General features: G+C 61.2%; 24 protein-coding genes. 10 read left to right on the top strand and 14 right to left on the bottom strand.

The genetic code is table 11. The annotated features are described in order from the left end of the window. Positions 1–13 precede the first annotated feature (13 nt). Positions 14–769: an SDR family oxidoreductase gene (locus tag ATN84_RS20605; RefSeq protein ID WP_068884186.1), complete on the top strand. Its 756-nt coding sequence runs from the start codon at positions 14–16 to the stop codon at positions 767–769. A gap of 643 nt (positions 770–1,412) precedes the next feature. On the opposite strand, the gene ATN84_RS20610 is transcribed toward ATN84_RS20605, so the two are convergent. Beyond that, complete coding sequence (locus ATN84_RS20610) at positions 1,413–3,362, bottom strand: elongation factor G (RefSeq protein ID WP_068884188.1); 1,950 nt, start codon at positions 3,360–3,362, stop codon at positions 1,413–1,415. Positions 3,363–3,630: 268 nt separating this feature from the next. On the opposite strand from ATN84_RS20610, the gene ATN84_RS20615 reads away from it, so the two are divergent. Both ATN84_RS20615 and ATN84_RS20620 read left to right on the top strand, forming a co-directional pair. Continuing rightward, the gene (locus ATN84_RS20615) at positions 3,631–3,843 is read left to right on the top strand and encodes a hypothetical protein (RefSeq protein ID WP_068884190.1); all 213 of its coding nucleotides are present in this window, start codon (positions 3,631–3,633) and stop codon (positions 3,841–3,843) included. Positions 3,844–4,106: 263 nt separating this feature from the next. Continuing rightward, positions 4,107–5,486 carry a polysaccharide pyruvyl transferase family protein gene (locus tag ATN84_RS20620; RefSeq protein WP_068884193.1) on the top strand — a complete coding sequence of 460 codons (1,380 nt, stop codon included), beginning with the start codon at positions 4,107–4,109 and terminating at the stop codon, positions 5,484–5,486. Here the strand turns inward: ATN84_RS20620 and ATN84_RS20625 are convergent. From ATN84_RS20625 to ATN84_RS20640, 4 genes are read right to left on the bottom strand one after another with little or no spacing between them, the layout of a single operon-like run. Next, positions 5,391–6,848 (bottom strand): lipopolysaccharide biosynthesis protein, encoded by a 1,458-nt coding sequence (locus tag ATN84_RS20625; RefSeq protein WP_068884197.1) that lies wholly within the window; start codon positions 6,846–6,848, stop codon positions 5,391–5,393. The genes ATN84_RS20620 and ATN84_RS20625 overlap by 96 nt on opposite strands. After that, positions 6,845–8,020, bottom strand: a complete 1,176-nt coding sequence (locus tag ATN84_RS20630) for a glycosyltransferase (RefSeq protein ID WP_068884199.1) — start codon at positions 8,018–8,020, stop codon at positions 6,845–6,847. Before ATN84_RS20630 ends, ATN84_RS20625 begins: the two co-directional genes overlap by 4 nt. Positions 8,021–8,067: 47 nt before the next feature. Beyond that, positions 8,068–9,147: a glycosyltransferase gene (locus tag ATN84_RS20635; protein WP_068884201.1), complete on the bottom strand. Its 1,080-nt coding sequence runs from the start codon at positions 9,145–9,147 to the stop codon at positions 8,068–8,070. A 16-nt stretch (positions 9,148–9,163) separates the two neighbouring features. Beyond that, the gene (locus tag ATN84_RS20640) at positions 9,164–10,561 is read right to left on the bottom strand and encodes a UDP-glucose dehydrogenase family protein (RefSeq protein WP_082766410.1); all 1,398 of its coding nucleotides are present in this window, start codon (positions 10,559–10,561) and stop codon (positions 9,164–9,166) included. A 500-nt stretch (positions 10,562–11,061) separates the two neighbouring features. Between ATN84_RS20640 and ATN84_RS20645 the strand changes: the two genes are divergently transcribed. The 3 genes from ATN84_RS20645 to ATN84_RS20655 all read left to right on the top strand — a co-directional run bounded on the left by ATN84_RS20645 (position 11,062) and on the right by ATN84_RS20655 (position 13,264). After that, positions 11,062–11,580, top strand: coding sequence for a superoxide dismutase family protein (locus ATN84_RS20645; RefSeq protein ID WP_068884203.1), 519 nt, complete (start codon positions 11,062–11,064; stop codon positions 11,578–11,580). 177 nt (positions 11,581–11,757) lie between these two features. Then, entirely contained in the window at positions 11,758–12,606 is an 849-nt protein-coding gene (locus tag ATN84_RS20650; RefSeq protein ID WP_068884205.1) for a universal stress protein, read from the top strand. Between the two features lie 214 nt (positions 12,607–12,820). Then, a complete protein-coding gene (locus ATN84_RS20655) occupies positions 12,821–13,264 on the top strand; it encodes a PPC domain-containing DNA-binding protein (protein ID WP_068884207.1) in 444 nt (147 codons plus the stop codon). Between the two features lie 7 nt (positions 13,265–13,271). Here the strand turns inward: ATN84_RS20655 and ATN84_RS20660 are convergent, their stop codons facing one another. Then, on the bottom strand, positions 13,272–14,141 hold the full coding sequence (locus ATN84_RS20660; protein ID WP_068884209.1) for an SDR family NAD(P)-dependent oxidoreductase: 870 nt from the start codon (positions 14,139–14,141) through the stop codon (positions 13,272–13,274). 108 nt (positions 14,142–14,249) lie between these two features. On the opposite strand from ATN84_RS20660, the gene ATN84_RS20665 reads away from it, so the two are divergent. Together ATN84_RS20665 and ATN84_RS20670 are read left to right on the top strand one after the other, a co-directional pair. Further along, a complete protein-coding gene (locus ATN84_RS20665; RefSeq protein WP_068884211.1) occupies positions 14,250–15,161 on the top strand; it encodes a LysR family transcriptional regulator in 912 nt (303 codons plus the stop codon). A gap of 128 nt (positions 15,162–15,289) precedes the next feature. After that, a complete protein-coding gene (locus ATN84_RS20670) occupies positions 15,290–15,532 on the top strand; it encodes a type II toxin-antitoxin system Phd/YefM family antitoxin (RefSeq protein WP_068884213.1) in 243 nt (80 codons plus the stop codon). 119 nt (positions 15,533–15,651) lie between these two features. Here ATN84_RS20670 and ATN84_RS20675 read toward each other — a convergent pair whose 3' ends face one another. The 7 genes from ATN84_RS20675 to ATN84_RS20705 are packed head-to-tail and all read right to left on the bottom strand — an operon-like array spanning position 15,652 to position 22,286. Continuing rightward, on the bottom strand, positions 15,652–16,704 hold the full coding sequence (locus ATN84_RS20675) for an ABC transporter substrate-binding protein (RefSeq protein WP_068884215.1): 1,053 nt from the start codon (positions 16,702–16,704) through the stop codon (positions 15,652–15,654). 4 nt (positions 16,705–16,708) lie between these two features. After that, on the bottom strand, positions 16,709–17,902 hold the full coding sequence (locus tag ATN84_RS20680; protein ID WP_068884217.1) for an NAD(P)/FAD-dependent oxidoreductase: 1,194 nt from the start codon (positions 17,900–17,902) through the stop codon (positions 16,709–16,711). Further along, positions 17,899–19,281, bottom strand: coding sequence for an FAD/NAD(P)-dependent oxidoreductase (locus tag ATN84_RS20685; protein WP_068884219.1), 1,383 nt, complete (start codon positions 19,279–19,281; stop codon positions 17,899–17,901). The genes ATN84_RS20680 and ATN84_RS20685 overlap by 4 nt, the downstream gene beginning before the upstream one ends. Further along, positions 19,278–19,568 carry a (2Fe-2S)-binding protein gene (locus ATN84_RS20690; protein ID WP_068884221.1) on the bottom strand — a complete coding sequence of 97 codons (291 nt, stop codon included), beginning with the start codon at positions 19,566–19,568 and terminating at the stop codon, positions 19,278–19,280. Before ATN84_RS20690 ends, ATN84_RS20685 begins: the two co-directional genes overlap by 4 nt. Positions 19,569–19,576: 8 nt before the next feature. Then, on the bottom strand, positions 19,577–20,371 hold the full coding sequence (locus ATN84_RS20695) for an ABC transporter permease (protein ID WP_068884223.1): 795 nt from the start codon (positions 20,369–20,371) through the stop codon (positions 19,577–19,579). A 5-nt stretch (positions 20,372–20,376) separates the two neighbouring features. Beyond that, entirely contained in the window at positions 20,377–21,228 is an 852-nt protein-coding gene (locus ATN84_RS20700; protein WP_068884225.1) for an ABC transporter permease, read from the bottom strand. Beyond that, a complete protein-coding gene (locus tag ATN84_RS20705) occupies positions 21,225–22,286 on the bottom strand; it encodes an ABC transporter ATP-binding protein (protein ID WP_068884230.1) in 1,062 nt (353 codons plus the stop codon). The genes ATN84_RS20700 and ATN84_RS20705 overlap by 4 nt, the downstream gene beginning before the upstream one ends. A 162-nt stretch (positions 22,287–22,448) precedes the next feature. Between ATN84_RS20705 and ATN84_RS20710 the strand changes: the two genes are divergently transcribed. Further along, entirely contained in the window at positions 22,449–23,270 is an 822-nt protein-coding gene (locus ATN84_RS20710; RefSeq protein ID WP_425287433.1) for an IclR family transcriptional regulator, read from the top strand. A 6-nt stretch (positions 23,271–23,276) separates the two neighbouring features. Here the strand turns inward: ATN84_RS20710 and ATN84_RS20715 are convergent, their stop codons facing one another. Continuing rightward, positions 23,277–23,741 (bottom strand): Lrp/AsnC family transcriptional regulator, encoded by a 465-nt coding sequence (locus ATN84_RS20715; RefSeq protein ID WP_201026415.1) that lies wholly within the window; start codon positions 23,739–23,741, stop codon positions 23,277–23,279. A gap of 128 nt (positions 23,742–23,869) precedes the next feature. On the opposite strand from ATN84_RS20715, the gene ATN84_RS20720 reads away from it, so the two are divergent. Beyond that, complete coding sequence (locus tag ATN84_RS20720; RefSeq protein ID WP_068884234.1) at positions 23,870–24,478, top strand: LysE family translocator; 609 nt, start codon at positions 23,870–23,872, stop codon at positions 24,476–24,478. Positions 24,479–24,482: the final 4 nt, after the last annotated feature.

The following is a 24,482-nucleotide window of genomic DNA, read 5'->3' on the forward strand; positions in this document are numbered from 1 at the left end:
AAGGAGACGGACCATGACCAAGATCGCTCTCATTACCGGCGCCAGCCGCGGACTCGGCCGCAACACCGCGCTCAGCGTCGCCCGCAAGGCCAGCGACGTCATCATCACCTATCAGAGCCGCGAGGCGGACGCTGAGGCTGTCGCCACCGAGATCGAAGCGATGGGCCGCAAGGCGGTCGCGCTGCAACTCGATACCGCCGACGTTACCGGCTTCACCTCCTTCGCAGATCGCCTCCGGGCAGCGCTACACCAAACCTGGCAGCGCGAGACATTCGACCACCTCGTCAACAATGCCGGGCATGGCGATATGGCGCTGATTGGTGACACTGGGGAAGAACAGTTCGACCGGCTAGTGAACGTCCACTTCAAGGGTGTGTTCTTTCTCACCCAGAAGCTACTGCCGCTAATCGCCGATGGCGGCCGCATCGTAAACCTCTCCTCCGGCCTGACTCGGGTCTCCTATCCCGGCTTCGCCGCCTATGCGGCCGCCAAGGGTGCGGTCGAGGTGCTCTCCCTCTATATGGCGAAGGAGTTGGGCGGCCGTGGGATCACCGTCAATACGGTGGCGCCGGGTGCAATCGAAACCGACTTCGGCGGCGGCGCGGTCCGCGATAATCCGGAGATCAACAAGATCTTCGCTGACATGACCGCGCTCGGCCGCACCGGCGTGCCGGATGATATCGGGCCGATGATTGCAAGCCTGCTCTCCGAGAACAATCGCTGGGTCAATGCGCAGAGGATCGAAGTATCGGGTGGCCAGGCCATTTGAGTGGAGCGGTGAATTTCACTCAACAATACTTTCTCGTTTCCGCAAATGTCGCATCATAGCTTATAAACAGCCCGAATTTGAACGACGCTATTTTCATAAAAATAGCGGACAATTACGGAAAAACTTCTTGTGAACTTAATAAAAAGGCCCGCTGCGGGAGGAGGAGCAGCGGGCCATATCTTTGAACACGGCAGGGAGGAGAGCGCCATGTTCAGTATTGAGTTCAGGGAGGAGCCAAAGCATTGAACTCAATGATTCGGTATATAGCACATGTATAAATAATAATCGAAGCAAATATGGAAATGATGGTTATGAAACCGTTCATTCGACAAAATGCGTGGGGAATAGATAAATAAATACCACGCCTATCATGAAAGTTACAATAGGTATTTTTGCGTCTTCTATGGATAATCTGAGATCTGTTTCAGACGCCTCACATTTATCACAAACGAGGACGTGACACGTTCCATCTTGCCGAATATTCCCTTTACAAGAACAAGTTCGGTCCGCATTAAAGATAAAGCTTATTTCTATGGAATAATTGATTACCGCAAGTAGAACGTACAGCCAATCTCGTTCGATACCGGAGAGGCGACGGGAGCGACAATCTACACGCCCCGCCCCATCAGGCACGCGTTCCCGTTCAACTCGCCTGCGCTCCCTGCATGCTGATGATGGCATCCGCCTCCTTGCCGTAGAGCTCCTCGAAATGATCGAAGCACTTCGAGAAATGGCCCATACCCTGCGTGGCTGAGCGCAGCGAACGCGCCAGCTCATCCAGCGCACTGCCGGGAACAAGAGCCCGGAAAACGTCCCATCCTTTTACGGTTTCGTTCCGATCGAAGCCGAGGACCTGGCCTTTAAGGGCGGAGACAATCGGCACGAGGTTGCCGGAATAAACGGAGGGAATATGGATCTCGACCCGTAGGATCGGCTGCATCAGCACGGCCGAGGCCTGCGCAAGCGCCTGCCGCACACCCATCTTCGCCGCCGCCCGGAATGCGAAATCCGAACTGTCGACGGAATGATGCTGACCGTCGGTCAGCGTCACGCCGACATCGATCACCGGAAAACCCAATGGGCCCTTTTCCATCGCCTCGCGCGCGCCCGCCTCGACGGCAGGTATATAGTTTCGCGGGACGGCGCCGCCCTTGACGGTTTCGGCAAAGGTGAAGCCGTCACCGCGCCCGGACGGACGAACCGTCAGTTTCACATCGGCGAACTGGCCTGCGCCACCTGTTTGCTTACGATGGCGGTAATGGATGTCAGCCGGTTTCGTTATCGTCTCGCGATAAATCGCACCGGGCGCCCGGTCTGTCACATCGATATGGAAGACTTCGGACAGCGTTTTGCAGATGTCGCGCAGATGCATCGGTCCCTGAACGCAGACGAGGTGCGCGCCGCTCCCTTCCTCCTGCGTGACCAGAAGACCACGATCCGTTTCGGCAAGCTTTGCCAGCGTCCCTGAGAGCTTGGTCTCGTCGCGCTCGTTGGCTGGTGTCAATATCCGCTCGAGCATCGGCGGCGGCGGTGCGGTCCATTCCGGCGGCAGCGCACAGGCATCGCGCGTCAGAAGCGACGGCACGGGCAGATGATCGGACTTGACGGCTGCGACTATCGTGCCTGCCCCGGCCACCGGAACGGGCTTCCCAGTGGCGGGATCCTGTACCGCGCCCAATCCAGATCCCCCCAATATCGCCCCCTGCTTGATCCCATCACCAAGCCCACGGACGAAAACCACCTTGCCGACGCTGGGGCGATGATAGGCGTGGAAGCTCACGCCGAGCAATGCATCTTCATCGACATTGCCGGAGGCGGCGAGGCGGCTGCGAAGCACGGCGGCGGGTGGCGCCTCGTGACGGAGCGCCTTCATCAGCCGCATCATGCCGTTGCCATGGCTTGCGGATCCGACGAGAACCGGAACGATCCTGTTTTCCCGCAGAACCCGCGAGGCGATGGCATAAATGGCATCGCTTGCCGGCTCGCGGTCCTCGATCAATTCCTCCAGCAGCCAGTCGTCATATTCGGAAAGGTGCTCCAGAAGCTCGACCCGCGCCTCGCGCTCGCGTTCCGCGACGGTTTCCGGCATCTCGATGAGCGCCGATGGCTGTCCCTCCCGGTAGCGCCAGGCACGTTCCGAAATCAGATCGCAGCTGCCGACGATCCGGTCGCCCTCGCGGATCGGAACCTGCCTGAGGAGCAACGTATGGCCGGCATAATCCTGCAGCGCGGCGATGACGTCCCTCAACCGTCCCCTGGGCTCGTCCATCCGGTTCACGAAGAGGATGCAGGGAGTGCCGGAGGCCTCGATCTCCCGCAGATACGGTGCGGCCAGAACGGCCTCTTCCGGCGTGGGCGAGACGCACAGGATGCAGGCATCGCTCGCCAGAAGCGCTTCCTGCACATGGACCAGGCTCTCGCCGGCCCCCGGCGTATCGAGCGCACACCATGCCTCGTTTCCGAATTCGAATTCGGTCAGACCCAGCCCATATGGAGAAGTGGATTTCTTCGGCGCGCCTTCCAGCGCGCCTAGTCTTTCCACGAGCGTGGACTTTCCGGTCTGCGACGGTCCAAGGACTGTGAAGCAACGCATCGGCTATCCTCCCTCTGCCAATGATCATCGATCCTTTCCATCAGGATGCCCCCATATGGCGCGAAGCGCCAGAGACAAGCGCCTTTTCTTGGCGAGCGGGACGTCACGTTTTGCGACCTGATGAATCGGCCATGCAAACCGGCGGTTTTAATAAAAATTCATTGCCCCCTCATAATTGGGAGGTATCGATCTAGTTGAGCATGTGCTATTTATACCCACCTATTATACCCACCTAGCGGTGAAATGGACAGGATTTGGGGGGGGTACCATGGTTGATCGGATTCATCCAAAGCAGCAATATTCGGTCGAATACTTTGCGAAAAAACATCGCATTACACCTTTTCAGGCTGAAATGATCCTCCGCCATGCAGGCGGGGCGAGGGAGGCGGCCAATGAGGAAGCGATCAAGTTCAAGGCCGCATTGCTATTGCCGTTTCGCGTCGATGGCCGCTCGCACGAGCGCCGCATATCTCAGTCATAGTCCGCACAACCGCTGGATGGCGACTGACCGGGCGCAAGCAGTCCCGCCATCCCGACTGGAGCTTCCGGTTTGCCACCGGCAGCGCCGGTAAGGCGCCGGGTTCATGCGCCGTATTTATTCTTGTTGCACCGCAAAAATGCCATTACTCTCATGATAATATGCGGCACTGGCCATCCCGTCGGTTTCGAACCAGGCGTGGCCGTCCGCACGCGTCGAAACATTGCGTCTTTCCGTTGAAATCCTGTCCTTGAGGGTGATGCCTAGTGAAGATTGTCATTGAGAACACCGTCTGCCTGAACACCGGTGATGCAGCCATTCTCCTGGCCATCAGACATATTCTGAAATCGACATGGGGTGAAGATTTGCATTTCCTGGTTTTCGACAGCCAGCCCGCGGTGGCGGCGCGGCTTTACCCCAGGAAGGACTATCCGGACATCGAATTCCACAAGCTTCTCTCGGAATCGATCTTCAAATACAGATACGATGACAATGTCCTGAAGAACGCGCTCAAACCGGCCTATAACCGTGTTGCTCTCCAGGCTTTGCAATCCTACGGCAAAAGCCGCCCTGTCGGCGAAGCCCTGTTCGGGGCGGAGGATCGCCGCGGCCTTGCCATCTATCGCGATGCCGATCTGGTGATCACCACGGGCGGAACCTATCTCGTGGAGACCTACAACCTCGAAAGGCGCATCAACCAGTTCCGCATCGATGCGGCTTTCGGCAAGGATCCGGTGTTCTTCACCCAGTCCCTGGGACCATTCAACAAGAGTTCCAATCGCGAAGCGCTGAAGCCGGTTCTCGACCGTAGCCCCCTCATCCTGCTGCGCGACGCCCGCTCGCTGGAGCACATTCGCGATCTCGTGGACGATCCGGAAAAGTGCCATGTGGTTGCCGATGCCGTCTTCGCCCTCGCCGACACGGACCGGATCAAGGGTATTCTCGCTTCCAGGAAGCCGTCGGCCAAGACGGGACGGGTCGCCATTTCCGTGCGGCACTGGAACTATGTCAAGGACGGTGAAGGCGGCATGGAGCGCTATATCGGCTCGATCCGCGAGATCGCGACGGCGCTCGTTCGCGACCATGGCAAGGAGGTGACCTTCGTCTCCACATGTCAGGGCGTGCCCGAATATGCGCATGACGATTCCAAGACCGCGCGGGCCATCGTCGAAGGCCTCCCCCCCGAAATCGCCAAGCACGTCGATGTGGACGCCTCCTTCCACACGCCCGAGCAACTGATGGCGCTCGTCAAGGGCTTCGATTTCGTCGTCGCCACCCGCATGCACATGATGATCATGTCGCTTTGCGTCGGCACGCCGGTGTTGCCGATCGCCTATGAATTCAAGACGCGCGAGCTCGCCAAGCGCATCGGCGTCTCGGACCTTCTTCTTGACATCGATACCGTCACCGAGGACGAAGCAAGCCAGAAGCTCGACGCCTTTGCCGGCAATCTCGAGCATTACCGCAGGGCCAGCCTTGAGGCGGTGCTTCAGGAGTACGCTTCAGCGATGTCGGCGACCGAGCTTCTGCGGCCTCTTCTCCCCCAACGGTCAGCGAAGAGCCGTGACCTTGGAAAGGACAGCCAAAAGCGCCCTGCGCGGCTGCGGAAAGAGAAGAGCGAGGGCGAGGGCGAGCGCGTAGTTTAGAGCCACCGCCAGGATGACGGCGAGGAGATCCGATTGCTGGGTAAACCCGCCCGGCAACAGCTGATAGCAGCCCCAGGCAAGCAGCGCCGAGATGATGAAGAGGCCCTGCACCATGAGGAAATCGCCCGCGGTGACCGGGCCGACACGCTGCATCAGGACGGCGAGGACGGGCACGCGCAGCACATAACCGCTGATCGCATAGGCGGCGGCCACGCCGACAGCGCCCCATTGCAGCCCGACGACGAAGGAAAGGACCGTCGTCAGCGAGGAATAGATACCCCACCGGAACATCGTCTTCGTTTGGCCCTGGCAGATGAAGATCCAGCCGGTGGTGCTGGAAATGGGCTGGATGAGACCGGCGATCCCGAGCCAGGCGAAGATCGGGGCAACCGCCAGCCACCGCTCCCCGAAAAGAAGGCCAACCACCTGTCCGGAGGTCAGGGTCAGCGCTGCAATTCCCGGTATGGTGACGGCCGCGAGCAGCCAGTTGGTCCGCATATAGATATCGCGGAACCGCGCCTTGTCGTCCTGGATGCGGCTCAACAGCGGGATCATGACGCGCGTCAGTGGCTGGTTGATATTCTGCAGCGGGAAGAGGAGAAGCTTGTAGGCGCGGTCGTAATAGCCGAGCTCGACGGCGCCCGAATATTTGCCGATCAGGATGTTGTCGAGATTGCGCGAGAAGAAATTGACAATGTTGAAGCCCGTCAGATTGGCGCCGAAGGATATGATGTCGGAATCGACGCCGAGCACCGGCCTGTCCGGTTTCCACTTCGCCGCGCGCCAGGCGGCGGCGAGCGCCACGATCGCTGAGACGGCCGGTCCCAGCACCAGCGACCAATAACCCATTCCCGCCAGGGCCGCGGCGATGACGGTGAGCAACCCCGCCAATGCCGTGATCACGTCATTGATAGCGAGTTGTCCGAACTGCAGTTGCCGGTTCATCAGCGCGAAGGGCAAGGCGGCGAGGCTTCCGAAAAACAGCGGCAGACCCGCCGCAATGGTAATCCCCGTCATGCGCGCGTCGCCATAGAAGGCCGCAACCGCCGGAGCGAGCGCCGCAACCACCGCCGTACAGCAAAGGCCGACGAGCACGCTCAGCCAGAAGACCTGGTTGAGCTGTCTCTGATCGATTTCCTTGCGCTGGATGACCGCCTGCTGCAGCCCGAGATTCTGAAAGAGCCCGACAAAGGCCACGATCGGCCCCACCGATGCGATCAGACCGAAATCCTCCGGCGCCAGCAGGCGGGCCAGAATGACAACGGAGAGGAACTGCAAGGCCATCTTGATGGCTTGCGCGCCACCGGTGACGATCCCGCCACGAAGCGCGATCCTGCCGAACTGGGAATGGTCCGCTTTCACGCGACAGCCCTTGTCTCGGCAAGCCGGGTGAGGATCTCAGCCAGACGATCCGCCAGTGTCTCCGCGTTGAAATCCGCCTCGACCTTGTTTCGGGCGGCGAGCGATATGCGTTCACATTCTGACGGATTAGCGGCGATCCACGCGAGTTTGTCGGCCAATGCTCCCACGTCCTTTTCCGGTGCGAGAAAGCCGGTTTCGCCATCTTCGATGAGTTCGGGAATGCCGGAATGATAGGTACTGACCACCGTCAGGCCCGCGGCCATCGCCTCCATCAGCGCGACCGGGATGCCCTCCACATCACCATCTGCAGCGGTGACGCTGGGAAGCAGGAAAACATCGGCGTCGCGCAGCGAACGTTTCACCTCGCTATGCGGCCGCGGACCGGCGAAGGTCACCCGATCCGCAATCCCCAGATCGACGGCCAGACGCCGCATGGCCTCCAGAAGCTCTCCGCTTCCGATAATCGTATAATGCCAGTCGATTTCGGGATGCGCTTTCGAGAGAACGGAAACGGCGCGAAGGGCATATTCGATCCCCTTCTTTTCGGTTAGGCGGCAGACCGAAATCACCTTCAGCGTGCCCTTCTCCCAGGGATGCCACGCATATTCGATTTCATCGGTCCGCACCCCCATATGGTGCACCAGAACCTGATCGGGGGATGCCCCCTCATCGATCAGGGCCTTCTTGAAAATCTCGTTCACCGTCAGTTGCAGCCCGCCGCGTTCAAATACGGGCCTGTAGCGCCACAAGGTCTTGTCGTGCAGTGGAACCCCGACGTCGTTTCCGTGGAATATGGTGACGAGGGGAGCAGCGATCTTCCTTTTCTTCATGGCGCGGGCAACGCGCAGCCCGTTATTTCCGAAATGAGCGACGATCGCATCGAAATCGCGCAGCTTGTCCGCGAAGAGGACGTCGATCGCCGTAGACGATTTGTCCCAAAAGCGGCCGGACCATTTTCGCAAATAGGGGCGCAAGCGTCCGGCGCTCCCCCACCAGCAGACTGTGTTATCGGCCAGGATCTGCCAGTTACGCGCGCCGCCAGATTGGCCGAGTGCCTTTTCGTTGCAGATCACGCCGACTTCGAACCCTCTCTCCAGCAGCGCATTGATCTGATCGAGGACGAAGGTTTCCGACAATGACGGGAACCGGTCTACGACGACGCCGATCTTCATCTTTCTTCCGGCTTTCGAAAATCCGCGAGGGCCCGTGGTTGCGCCTGTCACGCCGCTTGCCTGGTGTTGTTGCCTGAAGCCTTATCGAGAATATCGAGGAAAGTCGCGAACTGGCTCTGCGGGTCGAGTTGCGGCCGCTCCGAGAACATTCTTGCCGCTTGCGAGAGCCGCTCATATTCGGCGTCGTCCGTCCATAGCCGGCGGACCGCGCCGACCCATTCATCGAGCGGGGCGTCGTAATCGAGTACCACCCCTCCCTCGCCGATCGCCTCCGGCAATCCGCCGCGCCGCGACCCGACGACGGGAATGCCACTGCAATGGGCTTCCGACGCGACGCGACCCCAGGCCTCTTCCCATTTGCTGGGTGCAAGCAGGATCCTGGTGCGTCCGTAAACGGTCTTCATGTCGCTGGTGCGGCTCTCCAGCTTCACGTTCTTGAGCGGCGCGATGATCCGTTCGATCTGCGCCCGGTGATCGGGACCGAGCTTCCAGCTTTCCACCATCAGGAACGGAATATCAGGGCATTGCTCGGCAATGCGCACGGCAAGCTCGAACCCCTTTTCATTATAGGGATTGATGAGCGTGACATAGTCCCGCGTCGTCGGGGTGCGGTAGAGTCCTGGATCGATGGTCGGCGGGATGACGGTGGCCTCGACGCCGAATTTGTCCTTATAGGCCTGCGCCGTAAAGTTGGAATTGGCGATATAGTGCGCCGATGGCAACTCCCTGAGATCGCCAGCCAGCTCATGGAACTCGACATTCCTGAGATAGACCACCAGCGGCACGCCATGCGCCTGTAATGCCTTGCCGATCGGCACTGATTTGTGACACTGCACCACCGCCACTTGAGGCTTCAGACGCTCGACGGCAAAGCCCGCGGCCTCCCAGGGAAACCAGGCGCGGACGACAGGATATCCAGGGAAATTGTCGACGACAGCCGGCTGCCGGAGCAGCTTCATCTTGGCGCGCGCCTTGAAGCCGAAAATCCCGTCGCCGAACAAGGCCGCAAGCACCGCCGCTTCGTGCCCCTGGGCCCGCAACTGCTCGACGAGGTGATGGGTGCTCGATTGAACGCCGCCGTTGAATTCCGGGTAGTAGCCATTGCCGCCGGCAAACAGAACTCTCATGAATCAAGGTTCCTCGTTATTTGGCGCCTGCGGCCTGCGCCAGCGCCTGCTCTTTCGGTGCAGCCGGTTCCGCCGCCACGGCCTCCGCTGCCTTTCTACCGATGCTGTGATATTCGAGCCCATAGCGCGCCATGACCTCGGGGTCGTAGAGATTGCGACCGTCAAAGATCACCGGGGTCTTCAGCGCCTCGCGCATGGCGTCAAAGGACGGCGCGCGGAAAATCTTCCATTCGGTCGCGATAAGCAGCGCGTCGGCGCCGCGCAGCGCCGCCTCCTTGGTCCCGCAAAGCAGCAGGTCGTCGCGCTGGCCGTAGATGTTCTGGCATTCCTGCATCGCTTCGGGGTCGAAGGCCTGTACGGCCGCCCCGGCTTCCCATAGCGCCTCCATCAGGACGCGGGAGGGGGCTTCGCGCATGTCGTCGGTGTTCGGCTTGAACGCCAGGCCCCAGAGCGCGAAGGTCCGGCCCTTGAGATCGCCGTTGAAATGACGCTTCAGCTTGTCGAACAGCACCGATTTCTGCTGATTGTTGCGCTCCTCGACCGCCATGAGCACCTTGGGCTCGAAGCTGACGCCTTCCGCCGTCTTGATCAGGGCGCGGACGTCCTTCGGGAAGCACGAGCCGCCATAGCCCAGCCCCGGATAGATGAAGTCGTAGCCGATGCGCGGATCACTACCGATGCCCCTGCGCACGGCCTCGATATCGGCGTCGAGCCTCTCGGCCAGGTTCGACATCTCATTCATGAAGCTGATCTTGGTCGCCAGCATGCAGTTGGCTGCGTATTTGGTGAACTCGGCGCTGCGCACATCCATCACGATGATACGCTCGTGATTGCGGTTGAACGGCGCGTAGAGCTCCCGCATCACCTTCTCGGCCTTCTCGCTGCCGGTGCCGATGATGATGCGGTCGGGCCGCATGCAATCGGCCACCGCCGAACCTTCCTTGAGGAATTCCGGATTGGAGACGACATCGAAGGAAAGGTTTTCGCGGCCCCGCTCCTTGAGGACCCCGGCAATGGTGGCTTTTATCCTGTCGCAGGTGCCGACCGGCACCGTCGATTTGCTGATAACGATCTTCGGCGCTTCCATTTCGCGCCCGATGGCCTCGGCGACGGCGAGCACATATTTGAGATCGGCCGACCCGTCCTCGCCAGGCGGCGTGCCAACCGCGCTCATGATAATTTCGCCATGCTTCACCGCAGCCGCGGCATCGGTCGTGAACCGGATACGGCCCGCCGCGTGGTTTTCCCTGACAAGGCTCTCGAGGCCTGGCTCATAGATCGGAATAATGCCCTGGTTCAGCCGCTCCACCTTTGCGGCGTCGACGTCCACGCATGTCACATCATGCCCGACCTCAGCCAATACGGCCGCCTGCACGAGGCCGACATAGCCAATTCCAAAGACCGTCAAATTCATGTCATCGTGTTCCTTGCAAGGCGCCCGGATCATTTAATCCGGACATCGTAGGTGTCAAATCAGGGGTGCAGTATAACCATCCCTGAAGAAAATAGCGCTGATTTTAAGGCGATGGAGAATATCGGAACTCACATCGCGAAGCGGTGGACCAGCCTGCGGAAAATCCAAATTGCTCGCTATGACGGAACTCCTCGTGCACATTCCCAGCCGCGAATTGAATGGCATGTCAAAGACGATAGAAAAATGATGCTGCAGTGCAATACAACAACATCTCATCCCTGAAATATTTCGTGTGGATTCGCCGTATGCGTGGTCATAATTCCAACATGTCCGCGGCTATCCGCGGCTTAAATTATCGCGATTACGCCGTGTCTTCCATCAAAACAACTTCTCAGGAATCCCATGATCTTTGCCAAAAGTCACCCGCCGAGAGGTAACGGCCGTGAACATTTTCGTCCCTTGCTGGTTCGGTCAGTTCCAAACAATGCGGGAGAAGATGGATGAAACGATTATTGCTTGGAGCGACGATTCTTGCAGGCATGCTGATGCCACAGGCCCATGCCGCCCAGGGCGATACCGCCGAGGCGACCCTGGAAGGCGAAGGGATCACCGGAACCGTCACCATGACCGAGACACCTTCGGGCATCGTGCATGTGGTGGTCGATGCCAAGGGCGTACCGGCGGGCGTGCACGGAATACATGTCCATGAAACCGGCAAATGTGACGCAGCCGGCGGTTTCGAATCCGCTGGCGGGCACCTCGCCGGCGGCCTGCAACACGGTCTCCATGTGGAAAACGCGCCCCATCCTGGCGATCTGCCGAATGTCCATGTCCAGGAGGATGGCGTGTTGCAGGCGGAATTCTTCACCCGCGGCTTCACCCTGGGCACGGAAGGAGACCAGCGCCTCAAGGACGATGACGGTTCGGCGATCGTCCTGCATGCCGGTCCCGACGACTACCAGAGCCAGCCCTCGGGCGACTCAGGCGATCGCATCGCCTGCGGCGTCATAAACGAATAGCAAAAAGCGCCTGACGTTTTCATCATGTGGAAGAAGGAGATAGCTTGCGCCAGATCAAGGGCGGCATCCCCATCTCAAGCACATAATGGCACACTGGTTTTCAAGGTAACGTGCCGGTATGTGGCTAATTTGTAAGAGCGCCTGAATATCTGTCCGGCGCCGAGATGGAGGAAAAGGATGGCATTCAACGGCAAGCCGGTTCTGGTAGCGACCGATCTCAGCGCCCGCTGCGACCGCGCTGTTGATCGCGCTGCGACATTGGCGCGTTATTGGCGCACCCGCTTGAAAGTGGTCCATGTGCTGGAGCCGGGCGCCAAGACAAAAGACAACATCAAGCTTGCCGAAGAAGCAGTGCGCGCGATTCTCCCGGATCCCGAAGCGGATGTCGATATCCTGCTGCCCGTGGGCAGAGCCCCCGAAACCATTGCAAGAACCGCAAATGAAACGTCCAGCGGCATCATTGTCACCGGCGTAGCGCGTTACAATGATATCACCGACTATTTTCTCGGAACCGCGGTCGACTATGTCATCCGGAATGCAAGCGTTCCGGTTCTGGTCGTGAAGCAGCGTTTGCGGGGCCCCTATCGCAGGCTATTGGTAGCGACCGATTTTTCCGACTGCTCGCGCAGGGCTCTCCTGGTTGCTGCGGAGCTGTTTCCGGAGGCCTCCGTCCATCTCGTTCATGCCTATCACGTGCCCTATGAGACCTGGCTCAATTCGGAACGAGGACGCCGGGAGATACAGGAAGACGTGCAACGCAATCTGGATGATTTCCTGAACCATCCATCGCTGCCGAAAGATCTGCGTGAGCGGATCAACGTCAAGCTGGACTATGGCGAAACCGCCGCTGTAGTGGCGAAAGCCCTGGCCGACACCGACGCGGAACTGATCGTACTCGGCACGCGCGGCCACAACAGCCTTGGCCATGCAACACTCGGGAGCACGGCGGAATCGCTTCTCTCGTGGGTCGAGCCAGACACTCTAATGGTCGGAGAGCCAAAGCCGGCGACCTCGGATCGTCCATAATCCGACACACAACCGTCCAATGCCGTACGCATTGAGCTTCCAGAGCTTGCTCAAACCGAGGGCATGTTGCGGTTCGCGGACATGTCTGGATGTCGTGGATGGGAATCCAGCCCGGAGATGCTTTGTCGACTGATGCCGGGGTTGAGTGGAACCTTGGCAAGGAGACGGCGTTGGATGGCGAGATACCTCTGTGAGGCCACTGGAAAGGAACGGCATGCAGACCAAGCTTCTTGCCCAAAACGACGGACAGCGGACCTTTGCCGTCGTTCTGGAAACAGGCGACGAATTGATGGCCTGCATGAAGGATTTCGCCAGGCGCGAGCAGCTTTCAGCCGCTCAATTTTCCGCGATAGGCGCCTTCAGCGATGCGGTGATGACCTATTTTGACTGGGAATCGAAGCAATATCTGCGCAATCCGGTGAAGGAACAGGTGGAGGTAGCCTCGCTCAACGGTGATGTCGCGCTTGCGCCGGACGGTGGCCCGGCGGTCCACGTCCATGCCGTGCTCGGCAGGCGCGACGGCAGCGCGGTTGCCGGCCATGTGGCCGAGGGGCATGTCCGTCCCACACTTGAGATCGTGCTGACGGAATCTCCCGCATATCTCAGGAAGAAGCACGATCCCGAAACCGGTCTGGCCTTCATCCGGCCGGAGGAGTGAGCGCCTGTCAGGGGAGATCGCCACCATCGATGCCGATCACGTGGCCGCTGACATAGGAGTTGGCGTTACTGGCAAGGAACAGAACCAGGGATGCGACCTCCTCGGGCGTTCCGACCCGTCGCATGGGATAGGGCGCGACGAGCTGTTCGGTCGTCACTTTCCAGTCTCGCCTGACGCGCTCGAGCATCGGTGACTCGATCGGCCCCGGAGCGATGGCGTTGATGCGCACATCGCGGCCATATTCTTGCGCGGCGGCGCGTGTCATGTGGATGACGGCCGCCTTGGAGGCGCCATAGGCAAGAATGTTGGGAAAGGCGTGGCGGCCGCCGATCGAAGCCATGTTGATGATCGAACCTTTCGAGCGCACCAGATGCGGCAGCTCGTATTTCATCGACACGAAGACACCGCGCAGGTTCGTCGCGATCTGGTCGTCGAAGCCGGCAATATCGGTTTGGGCGATCGGCGCCGGCGGCAGGTCTATGCCGGCATTGTTGAAGGCGATGTCGAGCCGGCCATGGCGCTCCACGGTTTCCGCCACGAAGCGTTCCATCTGGGTCGCATCACGCACATCCGACCTGATATAGACGACATCGCCGCCTGCCGCGCGAATGCGGTCCTCCACCTCACGTCCCAGCGCCTCGCGTCGACCGTTGAATGCGACTTTGGCACCGGCAGTGGCGAGCGCTGCTGCGGTGACGGCGCCGATACCCGACGTGCCGCCGGTGATGATTGCCACCTTGCCTTCCAGCGGGCCTGGCGCTTGCGCGGTGGCGGGAGAAGCGGTCAGTCCCGCGCCAGCCGCCGCACCGGTGGCAAGCACGCCCGTGACGATGTGGCGGCGTGAAAGGATGAGGTCGGAAGAAGTCGTCTCGCTCATTGGCCGGTCTCCTGTTCGCGTGATCTGTAGAGAGGCTAGGCGAAGCTATTCCGTCGATAAAGCCATGCTGTCTTTCAGGATTTTAAAGCTGATGTTAATAATCATTCCATGAGTCAGCCACTTGATCCCTTCTCCGGCTTCTCAGCCTTCCTCGCCGCGGCGCAAGCAGGCAGCTTTACCGCCGCCGCCGCTCGGTTGGGCGTCTCGCCGGCGGCGGTCAGCCAGGCGGTAAAGGCATTGGAGGCGCGGGTGGGAACACCCCTGTTCATCCGCACGACAAGACGCGTGGGCCTGACGGAAGCAGGAGCCGCCCTCTTCGCCCGTGCCGCCCCCGCCGCATCGGAGATGACGGCAGCGCTCGAAGCGGCAAGCGCATTGGGCAGCGAGCCCTCGGGATTGCTGCGCCTGACGGTGCCGCGCATGGCAGTCCCGCTCGTCATCGAGCCTGCCATAGGCGTGCTCAGACAGACGTACCCCAAAGTCGCCGTGGAGATTGCCATCGAGGACGCTACCGTCGACCTGACAGCGCGCGGTTTCGATGCGGGAATTCGTATCGGGGAATATATCGAACCCGGCATGGTCGCGGTAAGGCTGACCCGCGACATCACCTGGTCGGTCATAGCAAGCCCCGCCTATCTCGCCGCGCATGGCGAGCCGCAAGAGCCCGAAGACCTGACCGGCCATGAAGCGATCCGCTACCGCTTTCCCCGCTCGGGCACGATCTACCGTTGGGAATTCGAGCGTGACGGCAAGGCGCTTTCCGTCGATCCCAGAGGCAGCCTCATCGTCAATGACAGCGCGCTTCTCGTCTCATGGGCGCGCGCCGGCCTTGGCCTCGCCTATGTTGCTGACATCACCGTGGAGGCCGAGCTTGCAGCGGGTACGCTCGTCCGCGTGCTCGAGCCGTTCCTGCCGAAGACCCCGGGCCTTTTCCTCTATTTCCCGCAACGCGCCCAGACCCAGCCCAAGCTGCGCGCCTTCATCGATCTGGCGAAACAAGTGCTGCGGCCCCAGCATTGAACGGGTAGAGCCACGAAGCTCCTCAAAAACTTGGCCAAGGCTAGACCAACGTCTTTGTTGAACGATATTCTAAGCGAAAGTCGCGATTGAATGTGTGCCAGACACGATGCGACGCGCAGGAGAACCCGATGAGCATTATCGTTAAAGTCGGCGAAGCCAAAACCCGCCTTTCCGAGCTGCTTGCAAAAGTGGAAGCAGGCGAAGACGTTATCATAGCCCGCGGCAACAATCCTATCGCGCGGCTGTCACGCATCCGGCGCGAGGATGAGACCGAGGCCACCATTGCCGAAATCATGGCGTCACGCGCCAGCCGTAAGCGGACCACGCAGGAAGAGATCCGTGCCTGGCGTGACGAAGGCCGCCGTTTCTGATGGCCTTTGTCGTAGATGCATCGATTGCCGCTGGCCGATTTCTTCGCGGCAAATAGACGAACAGTCAGTTGCCGGGACACCCGCGGCCCGGTGATCCTCACCAGGCCGAAGGCTTCAGCCTATCGTTCGATCGTCTTGTTCCAGCGGCTATTCCATTCCGACCGCTTGGCGTTGATTGCATCCCAATCCAGTGTCATGGCCGTTTTCATGTAGCCGTGGAAGGTCTCGAGCTTCTTTTCCGTTTCCGGCGTCGTCGCCTTGGCCTTCGGGTTCGAAGGCACGATGTTGCCGGCGGCGAGCGCCTTGGACTGAGCCTCGGCCGAAAGGAGATAGGCAGCGAGCTTTTGCGCCAAGTCCGGCTCGGAATTATTGGCGATGACGCATTCCGCCACCATCAGCATCACCGAACCTTCCTTAGGCTGAGCATAATCCACGGAAATGCCCTTGTCCTGAAGCGTCGAGACGGCGGTCGGTGTCAGCGGAAAGATGGCTGCGTCGCCCGTCTGAACCATTTCGGAAATCTTGGCCGAGTTTGGAATATATTCGAGAACGTTCTTGCCGATCGTATCGGGGAATTTCTCGAAACCGGGTTCGACATTCTCCTCATTACCGCCCTGGATGCGGTTGAACATCAGGAAAGCATGGAGGCCGAACGAGGATGCTGCGGCTGACTGGAAGACGACCTTGCCCTCAAACTTTGGATCGGCCAGATCCATCCACGATGTGGGCGCTGCCCAGCCGTTCTCGTCGAACATCTTCTTGTTATAGGCAAGTCCGGTCATGCCGAGATCGATGCCCGCCGCCATGTCGTCTTTCAGCCGCGTGCTGGGTGCGATCTCGTCCAGTTCCGGACTGGGCTTCAGCTTTTCGCACAGGCCCGCGCCGATAGCGCGCACCATCACGCCATCGTCGAGGAACATCAGGTGCATCTGCGGCTTGTCCTTGGCCGCGGTCGCCTTGGCGAGAATATCGGCGGATGTGCCGGGCACGACGACGATCTTGACGTCGTTTACCTTCTCGAAATCCGGAAAGACCGCCTGCAGATAGGTGCGTTCGAAATTGCCGCCGTTCATGCCGACATAAAGTGTCTTGGTTTCCGCCAGGGCGGCACCGGAGGCGGTAAGCGCCAGCGCGGCGATGCCGGTGGCCAACGCGGTTCGATGATTGATCATATTCTCAGACTCCCCTTTGTTGCGGCTCTGGCTCCCGCTCCGCACCCGAGCCGTGAATGGTGCGGTCGATGGATTGCCGCGCATCCGCGGCGAAGCGGCTGATGGAGAAGGCCCCGATCGGCGTGGTGGAGCGGCCGTCGCGCACGAGCTCGGCCAATACTTCGCCGACGCCCGGCGCGATCTGGAATCCCGCCCCGGAGAAGCCGAAGGCATGGATCAGGCCCGGCGTCGTGCTGCTTGGCCCGATCACGGGATTTCTGTCGGCTATCATGCCCTCCGTCCCGCTCCATGAGCGGATGACATGGGCGTGTCGGAGCCCTGGAAACAGCGCCGCGGCGCGGTTCATCATGGTGAGCGCGGTTTCGCCGCGCGGGCGAGAGAAATCCGGATCGGCGAGCGGCTGAACGCGTTCGCCGCCGACGATGCAATTGCCGCGCTCGACCTGTCGCGCATAGACCCCGCCGCCTTCCATGCCGATATTGACGGTGAGCACGGGCGCCAGCGGCTCCGTCACCACCATGGACGGATAGATGCGAGTGAGCGGAACCGGCTCGCCGAAAAGCGCGGCGAATTCATCTCCCCATGCCCCCGCACTGTTGACGACCACGGGGGTATAAACGTCGATTACATCCCCGGCCTCCAGCACAAACCCCCCGCCATCACGCGTGATCTCCCTGACCGGGGTGTTCTCCAGCACATGCGCGCCGGCGCGCCGGGCCGCCGCGGCAAAGCCGCTCGCCACGAGGCGCGGATTGGCATGTCCATCGCCGGGGCAGAAAGAGGCACCGACAATGTTCTTTCCCAAAAAGGGAAAGCGCCGGCGTAAGTCGTTGTGACCGATAAGCTCGAGGTCAAGGCCGTAGTCCGATACCTTTGCCGCATAGGCTTCAAGCGAAGCCATGTCGGTCTCGTTCGCCGCAAGCTTCAAATGGCCGGAGCACAGATATTCGCCGTCGATCCCGATCCGCTCTTTCAGACGCGGCCAGATGGCGTGGGCGCGCTGTGCGAGCGGCAGTTGCTCGGGCGGACGGCCCTGCCGGCGCACGCCGCCATAATTGACGCCGCTTGCCTGCGCGCCGCAATAGCGGCTGTCGATGAGCGCCACGCTCATTCCCATCGCGCGGAGGGCCAACGCCGCGGATGAGCCGACGAGGCCACCGCCGATGATCGCGACATCGACATTAAGACGCCCCCTCATTGGGCTGCCTCCTGCTTCTCATCGGCAAGCGTCATAGGCAGTGGCTTGACCGGGGGCTGCGCGCGCAGCCGTCCCACGGCATCGATGCCCCTGCCCGTCTCGGCGGCAAGAATTTCGGCAGCCGACGCGCCGCAGAAGCGGCCCTGACAGCGGCCCATGCCGATGCGGCTCACTGCTTTCAGCCGATTGATCTCGTCGACGGCAAAATCCCGCACGGACTGGCGGAGCGTACCCGCGGTTACTTCCTCGCAGCGGCAGATGAGCGTATCGTCGGCAACGCGTTTTGCCCAATGCGCCGGATAGGGGAACGCCGCTTCCAGCACATCGCGGAAACGGCTGATGCGGGTGAGCTTGCGCTCCAGGTCCAAAGCCCGTACCGGCGGGTACGGCAATCCGCGGTCCTCAAGAAGGGCCAGCGCCGCCCGCTCGCCGGCAAGCTCCGCCGCATCGGCGCCGGCAATCCCCGCGCCGTCACCGGCGAGATAGACGCCCACGACGCTGCTGCGCCCGCTGATGTCGCGCTCGGGCAGCATGGCCCGGTCGCGTTCGTTGAAGGTAAACCTGCAGCCGGCAAGATCGGCGAGCTGGGTTTCCGAACGCAGCGCCAGCCCATAACCGACGCTGTCGCAGACCAGGCTTCGTTCATGTCCGCCCTGCCGCCAGCGCACGCCCGTGACGCGGGTTTCCCCCACGATGGCGAAATCCTCGACGGCGTAGTGAATGGCGACCCCACGCAACCGCAATTCCGCGGCAAAACGCATCCCGCGCAGGATAATGGCCGGTTCGAGCGCCAGACCGCGCAACAGATGGCGTTTTGCCATCAGCGGGGTGGCATCGAGTACGGCGGCGACATTGACGCCCGCCTTCATATATTGCCAGGCAACGAGATAGAGGAGCGGCCCGGCGCCGGCGAAGACAACGCGGCTGCCGATGGCGCAGCCCTGACTTTTCAGCGCGATCTGCGCGCCGCCCAGGGTGAAGACCCCCGGCAGCGTCCAGCCCGGCACAGGCAGCACACGGTCGCTCGCGCCGGTGGCCAGGATGAGGCCGTCATAGGCGACCTTCCTGTTCCTGCCGGCGAGCGCGACATGTGCTTCACCATCACCGAGGCTCCAGACGAGCGCTTGAGGCCAATAATCGATGCGGCCTTCGAACGCCGCGAAATCGCGGTGCAACCGCTCGGCCTTCGGCGCTTCCGAGCCGTAGAGCGAGCGTGTGCTGCGCCCGTCATCGACGAGCCGCTGACGATAGATCTGCCCGCCACAGGCAGGCGCTTCATCGACGACGAGCGGGCGCAAGCCGGCGGCTACGAGAGCCCCGGCGGCGCGCACGCCCGCCGGACCGGCCCCGACGATGAGAGGTTGCGGCCGCACCGTCATGAAGCAGCTCCTTTTCCGGTAAGGATTTCCATGCCGGCGACAAGCGGCGTGGTGCAGGCGCGAACGCGTTCACCGGTGCCAAGCGTCACCCAGCAATCCTGGCAGGCGCCCATCTGGCAGAAGCCGGCGCGCGGGTTCCCGGAAAATTCGCTGACACGAACGGCGCTGGCGGCATTCAAGATAGCGGTGAGCAGTGTATCGCCCTCCCTCCCCACACAGGACCTGCCATCGAGCGTGAAGGGAACCGGCGCGTGATCCTGACGGGCGATCCGATGGAAAAGCTGCATGGTATGTCTCACTTTTCGCCGACGAGGATCTTGTCGAGCCCGAACACGCGGTCGAGCACCAGCATGGCGATGGCGGTCAACGCGATCATCAGCGCCGAGACAGCGGCCATCATCGGGTCGATGGAATCGGTGGCGTACATATACATGCGTACCGGCAGCGTGACGGTCGCGGGCGAGGTGACGAAGATCGACATGGTCAGTTCATCGAAACTATTGATGAAGGCGAGGAGCCAGCCGCCGGTGACGCCGGGCAGGATCATAGGCAGGGTGATGCGGCGGAAGACGGTGAGCCGCGAGGCACCAAGCGTCATCGCCGCCTGCTCGGCGCCGCGGTCGAGGCCGGAGAGCGCGGCAATGACGAGCCGCAGCACATAGGGCGTGACGATGATGACATGGCTCATGACCAGCCAGGCAAAACTGCCGGTCACACCGACAAGCGCGAAGAAACGCAGGAAGGCGACGCCGAGCACGAGGTGCGGAATGATCAACGGCGAGAGGAAGAGCGCATTGAGCGCATCGCGACCGGCAAAGCGATAGCGGTCGATGGCGAGCCCCGCCGGCACGGCAATGGCGGCGGACAGCGTTGCGGCAAGCGTCGCGAGCCACAGCGAATTGCCGAAGGCTGTAATGAAATCCGGATAATCCAGAATGGCGCGGAACCAGCGCAGCGAGAACCGCACCGTTGGTATGGTCAGCGTATTCTCGGGCGTGAAGGCGACGAGGCAGACGACGACGAGTGGCGCCAGCACGAAGGCGATGACGAGCGCATGGAAGAGGAGCGCGAGGGGGCCGTTCTTCTGCATGGCGCTCACCCCAATGCCCGGCGCGCGCGCGCCTCGACGGCGCGATTATAGGCCAGCATGATGACAAGATTGGCGAGGAGCACGATGATGGCGATCGCCGCACCCATCGGCCAGTTCAGCTCCTGCATATATTCGTCATAGACGAGCGTCGCCGCCATCTTGAGCCGCCGTCCGCCGAGGAGGCCGGGAATGGCGAAGGCGCTTGCCGAAAGCCCGAAGACGATGAGGCTGCCCGAGAGAAGGCCGATGCTGACCTGCGGCATCACCACGCGCCTGAGCGCCGTGAAGCGCGAGGCACCGAGGCTCCAAGCCGCCGCCTCCACCATCGGATCGAGCTTCTGCAGCGCGGTCCATACCGGGATGACCATGAAAGGCAGCATGATATGGACGAGCGCGATGACGATGGCCGTCTCTGTATAGAGGAGCTTTACCGGTCCGAGACCGACAATCCCAAGCGCCGCGTTGACGAGGCCGGTGGAGCCGAGCAGCATGCTCCAGCCGAAGGCGCGAACCACCACCGAGACGAGCAGCGGGCCAATGATCACCAGAAGGAAGATCGACCGCCAGGGCTTGCGCATCCGCGACAGGATATAGGCTTCCGGCATGCCGATGAGAGCGCAAAGCAGCGTCGTCAGGAGGGCAAGGCGCAAGGTGCGCCAGAATATATCGAGATAATAGCCGTCCGAGAGGATCTGCCCGTAATGGGCGAGCGTATAGCCGTCGCCGATGCCGGTGTCATAATTATAGGTGAGGAAGGAAAGGATCACTGTCAGAACGAGCGGCACGATGACGAGCCCAGCGAAGAGCACCGCGCCCGGCGAGACGAGCAGCCAAGGTGTCGTGGATGACCGGTTCAAGCCGACAACTCCACCGTGGCTTCGACACGCAGGCTTGCCGGCGCCCAGTCGATCCCGACAAGCTCGCCTTCCTGCGCCGGTTCCTCGCCATTGTTCGGCATCGAGACGGTGATGAGGCCGGCAGGGGTCTCGACGTTGAAGAGCCAATGCCCGCCGAGAAAAAACCGGCTCGCCACATGTCCGTTGAGACGCGCATCGCCCTTCTTGAGAAAGAGCTTTTCCGGACGGATCGACGCCGTCACCGCGGTACCGGGCTGAATATCAGCCGTTTCGCTGGCCAGCATCGCGCCGGCGACTTCTACCGCGCCGGACGCCCCGGCGGGCCACCAGATCCCTTCGAACCGGTTCATCCGGCCGACGAAGGATGAGATGAAGGCCGTCGCGGGCTTTTCATAAAGGCGATAGGGCGCGTCGACCTGCGTCATCCGCCCCGCCTCCATCACCACCACGCGGTCGCTGATCGACAGCGCCTCGGCCTGGTCATGCGTGACCATGATGGTCGTCGTGCCAACACTGCGCTGGATGCGGCGCAATTCGAACTGCATTTCCTCCCGCAGCTTGGCGTCGAGATTGGAAAGCGGCTCGTCGAGCAGGAGCACTGGTGGCTTGATGACGAGCGCGCGGGCAATGGCGACGCGCTGGCGCTGTCCCCCGGAGAGCTGGCGCGGATAGCGCTCCGCCATGCCGCCAAGATGCACGAGTTCAAGGATCTCTCCGACGCGTTTGTCCCGCTCGGCGCGCGGGACTTTACGCATCTCCAGACCGAAGGCGACATTCTGCGCCACCGTCATATGCGGAAAGAGAGCGTAGCTCTGGAAGACGACGCCCAGCCCGCGGCGGTTCGGCTTCTCATGCGTGATGTCGCGCCCGTCGAGCATGATGCGGCCGCTGGTTGGCTCGACCAGCCCGGCGATCATCTGCAGCGTCGTCGTCTTACCGCACCCGGAAGGGCCGAGCAGCGAAACGAATTCGCCCCTGGCGACACCGAGGTCGACGTCGCGAACGGCCGCGAGTTCGCCGTAGAGCTTGTTCACCTGCTCGAGCGTCAGGAAAGCCATGCATCCACCAACAGCACAGTTTGAAACTGTTCAAAGGAGGCTGCAGCAGCCGCTCTTAGTCAATTCCTAATTCCACTTGGCAAAATTTTTCTTGATATTATTCCGATATATGGAATTTTTATATCATTATGGTCCAACTGTTTTCCATTTATCGGATTCGGAATGATGCCTGACCAGGAGAAGGGATTATCCAGCCTGCGCCGCGCGCTCGCTCTTTTGCGCATTGTCGCCAGAGGCGATCCGGCGGGCATGCGGCTGAAGGATATCGCCAGTGCAGCCGGTTGCAGCCAATCGACGGCGCATCGCGCGCTGCAGGATCTGATGGCGGAAGGTTTTGTCGAGCAGGTCGAAGGCGGAAAGCGCTATCGCCCTTCGCTCGATTTTTTCGTGCTCGCCGCGCGCGCCGGACAGGCAGGCGGCATACGCGATCTCGCCCGGCCGGTGCTCCTGCGGCTTGCCACCACTTTGAGCGACACGATCTTCTTCCTGGTGCGCAATGGTTATGACGCGGTATGCCTCGATCGCGTGGAGGGCCCCTTTCCGATCCGGTCCTTCACTGGCGACATCGGCGGCAAGGTACCGCTCGGTCTCGGCCAGGGCAGCCTGGCGATCCTCGCCCATCTGCCCGAAGCCGAGCAGGAGGAAGTCATCCGGTTCAATATTCCGCGCCTCATCGATCGCGGCTTCCTCGACGAGGCGGGCCTGCGCGCGGCCATAGCCAGGGCGCGCGAACAGGGCTGGGTCAACTTGAACACCGGCCTCATTCCGGGAATGGCGGGGGCGGGCGTGCCGGTCATCGACACGCAGGGTCGCCCCGTCGCCGCGCTCAGCGTCGGCACGCTGGCCGAACGGCTCGGGCCCGAACGCCTACCCGGCGTGGTGCGTATCCTGAAGACCGAAGCGGACAACCTCGCCGCCGGACTCAACCCGTTCGACGTGACGCTACGCTATCCCTTGCGGAGCCTTAGCAACGTTCGTCCATAATCGGCGTCAAAGCGGGAGGGCGAAGGTCTGCTTGACGATCTCGCTCGGCACATCCGTCTTGACGTTCTGGATACCGTTCTTGCGGGTGAGATGCGTGGCCTGGAAGCGCCTGTAATCATCGAGATCAGCCACCACCACACGCAGCAGGGCGTCGCTTTCGCCAAGCATGATGTAGCACTCGACGATTTCGGGAAGCCGCCGCATGGCGGCGATGAAATGGTCGATCGTCTCGGCGTCCTGCGCCGTGAGCCAGACGCGCGCGAACATCGACAGCCGCAATCCGACCTTCGCCTGATCGACCACGGCAACGTAGCGGCTGATGATACCCGCATCCTCCAGGAGCTTGACCCGGCGCAGACAGGGAGACGGCGAAAGCCCTACTCTTCTCGCGAGCTCGATATTCTGCAGCCGCCCGTTCTGCTGCAGTTCGCGCAGGATACGTTTGTCGATTTCATCCAGGACCATTGGAATATATCAGCCTATTAGCGCCCGATTGGAAAATTCTGTGCTAAATTTTGATATATCCTTGGTATCTTGGCAACCCGGTTGCCTCATCATCCCGCTAGTCTCTCCATAAGAGCGAAATGGAGAGATGGCCGATGGAATGGGAGTGGATAGCGGCGGTAACGGGCTTTGCGCTGGCGATGGCCGGCACACCTGGGCCGAACAATACCATGGTCACCGCGTCGGGAGCAAACCACGGCTTTCGGCGGACGCTGCCATTCTTATCGGGGATAGCGATCGGGGTAGCGATCATCATGCTGGTCGTTGCGGGCGTCGGCTCCTCTCTGGTATCCGCGCCCGGTATCCGCACCGTCATGAAGTGGGCGGGGCTCCTCTATCTTCTCTGGCTTGCCTGGCGGATCGGCGGCGCTCGGCCGAAAGCGGAAGGTGCCGCGCAGCTCGAAACCACGCCTCTTACCCTGATGCAGGGCGCACTGTTCCAGCTGGTCAATCCAAAACTATGGGCCATGGTCGCCGGGACCGTGGCCACCTATGGCGGCACGGCGGAAAGTATCGGCCCCTTTGCCATTGCCATCACCTTTGCGATCATCTTCGGCGTCGCCACTTTGGCGAGCACCGTCGCCTGGACATTGGTGGGCGTCGGCGCCGGACGCTTCATCAAGAGCGACCGCGCCATGCGCCTCTTCAACTGGACGATGGCTGCACTGCTCGTCCTGTCGCTGATCCCTGTTCTGGTTGAATAAGAGA

This window comes from Paramesorhizobium deserti, assembly GCF_001558695.1.
Lineage (GTDB): Bacteria > Pseudomonadota > Alphaproteobacteria > Rhizobiales > Rhizobiaceae > Paramesorhizobium > Paramesorhizobium deserti.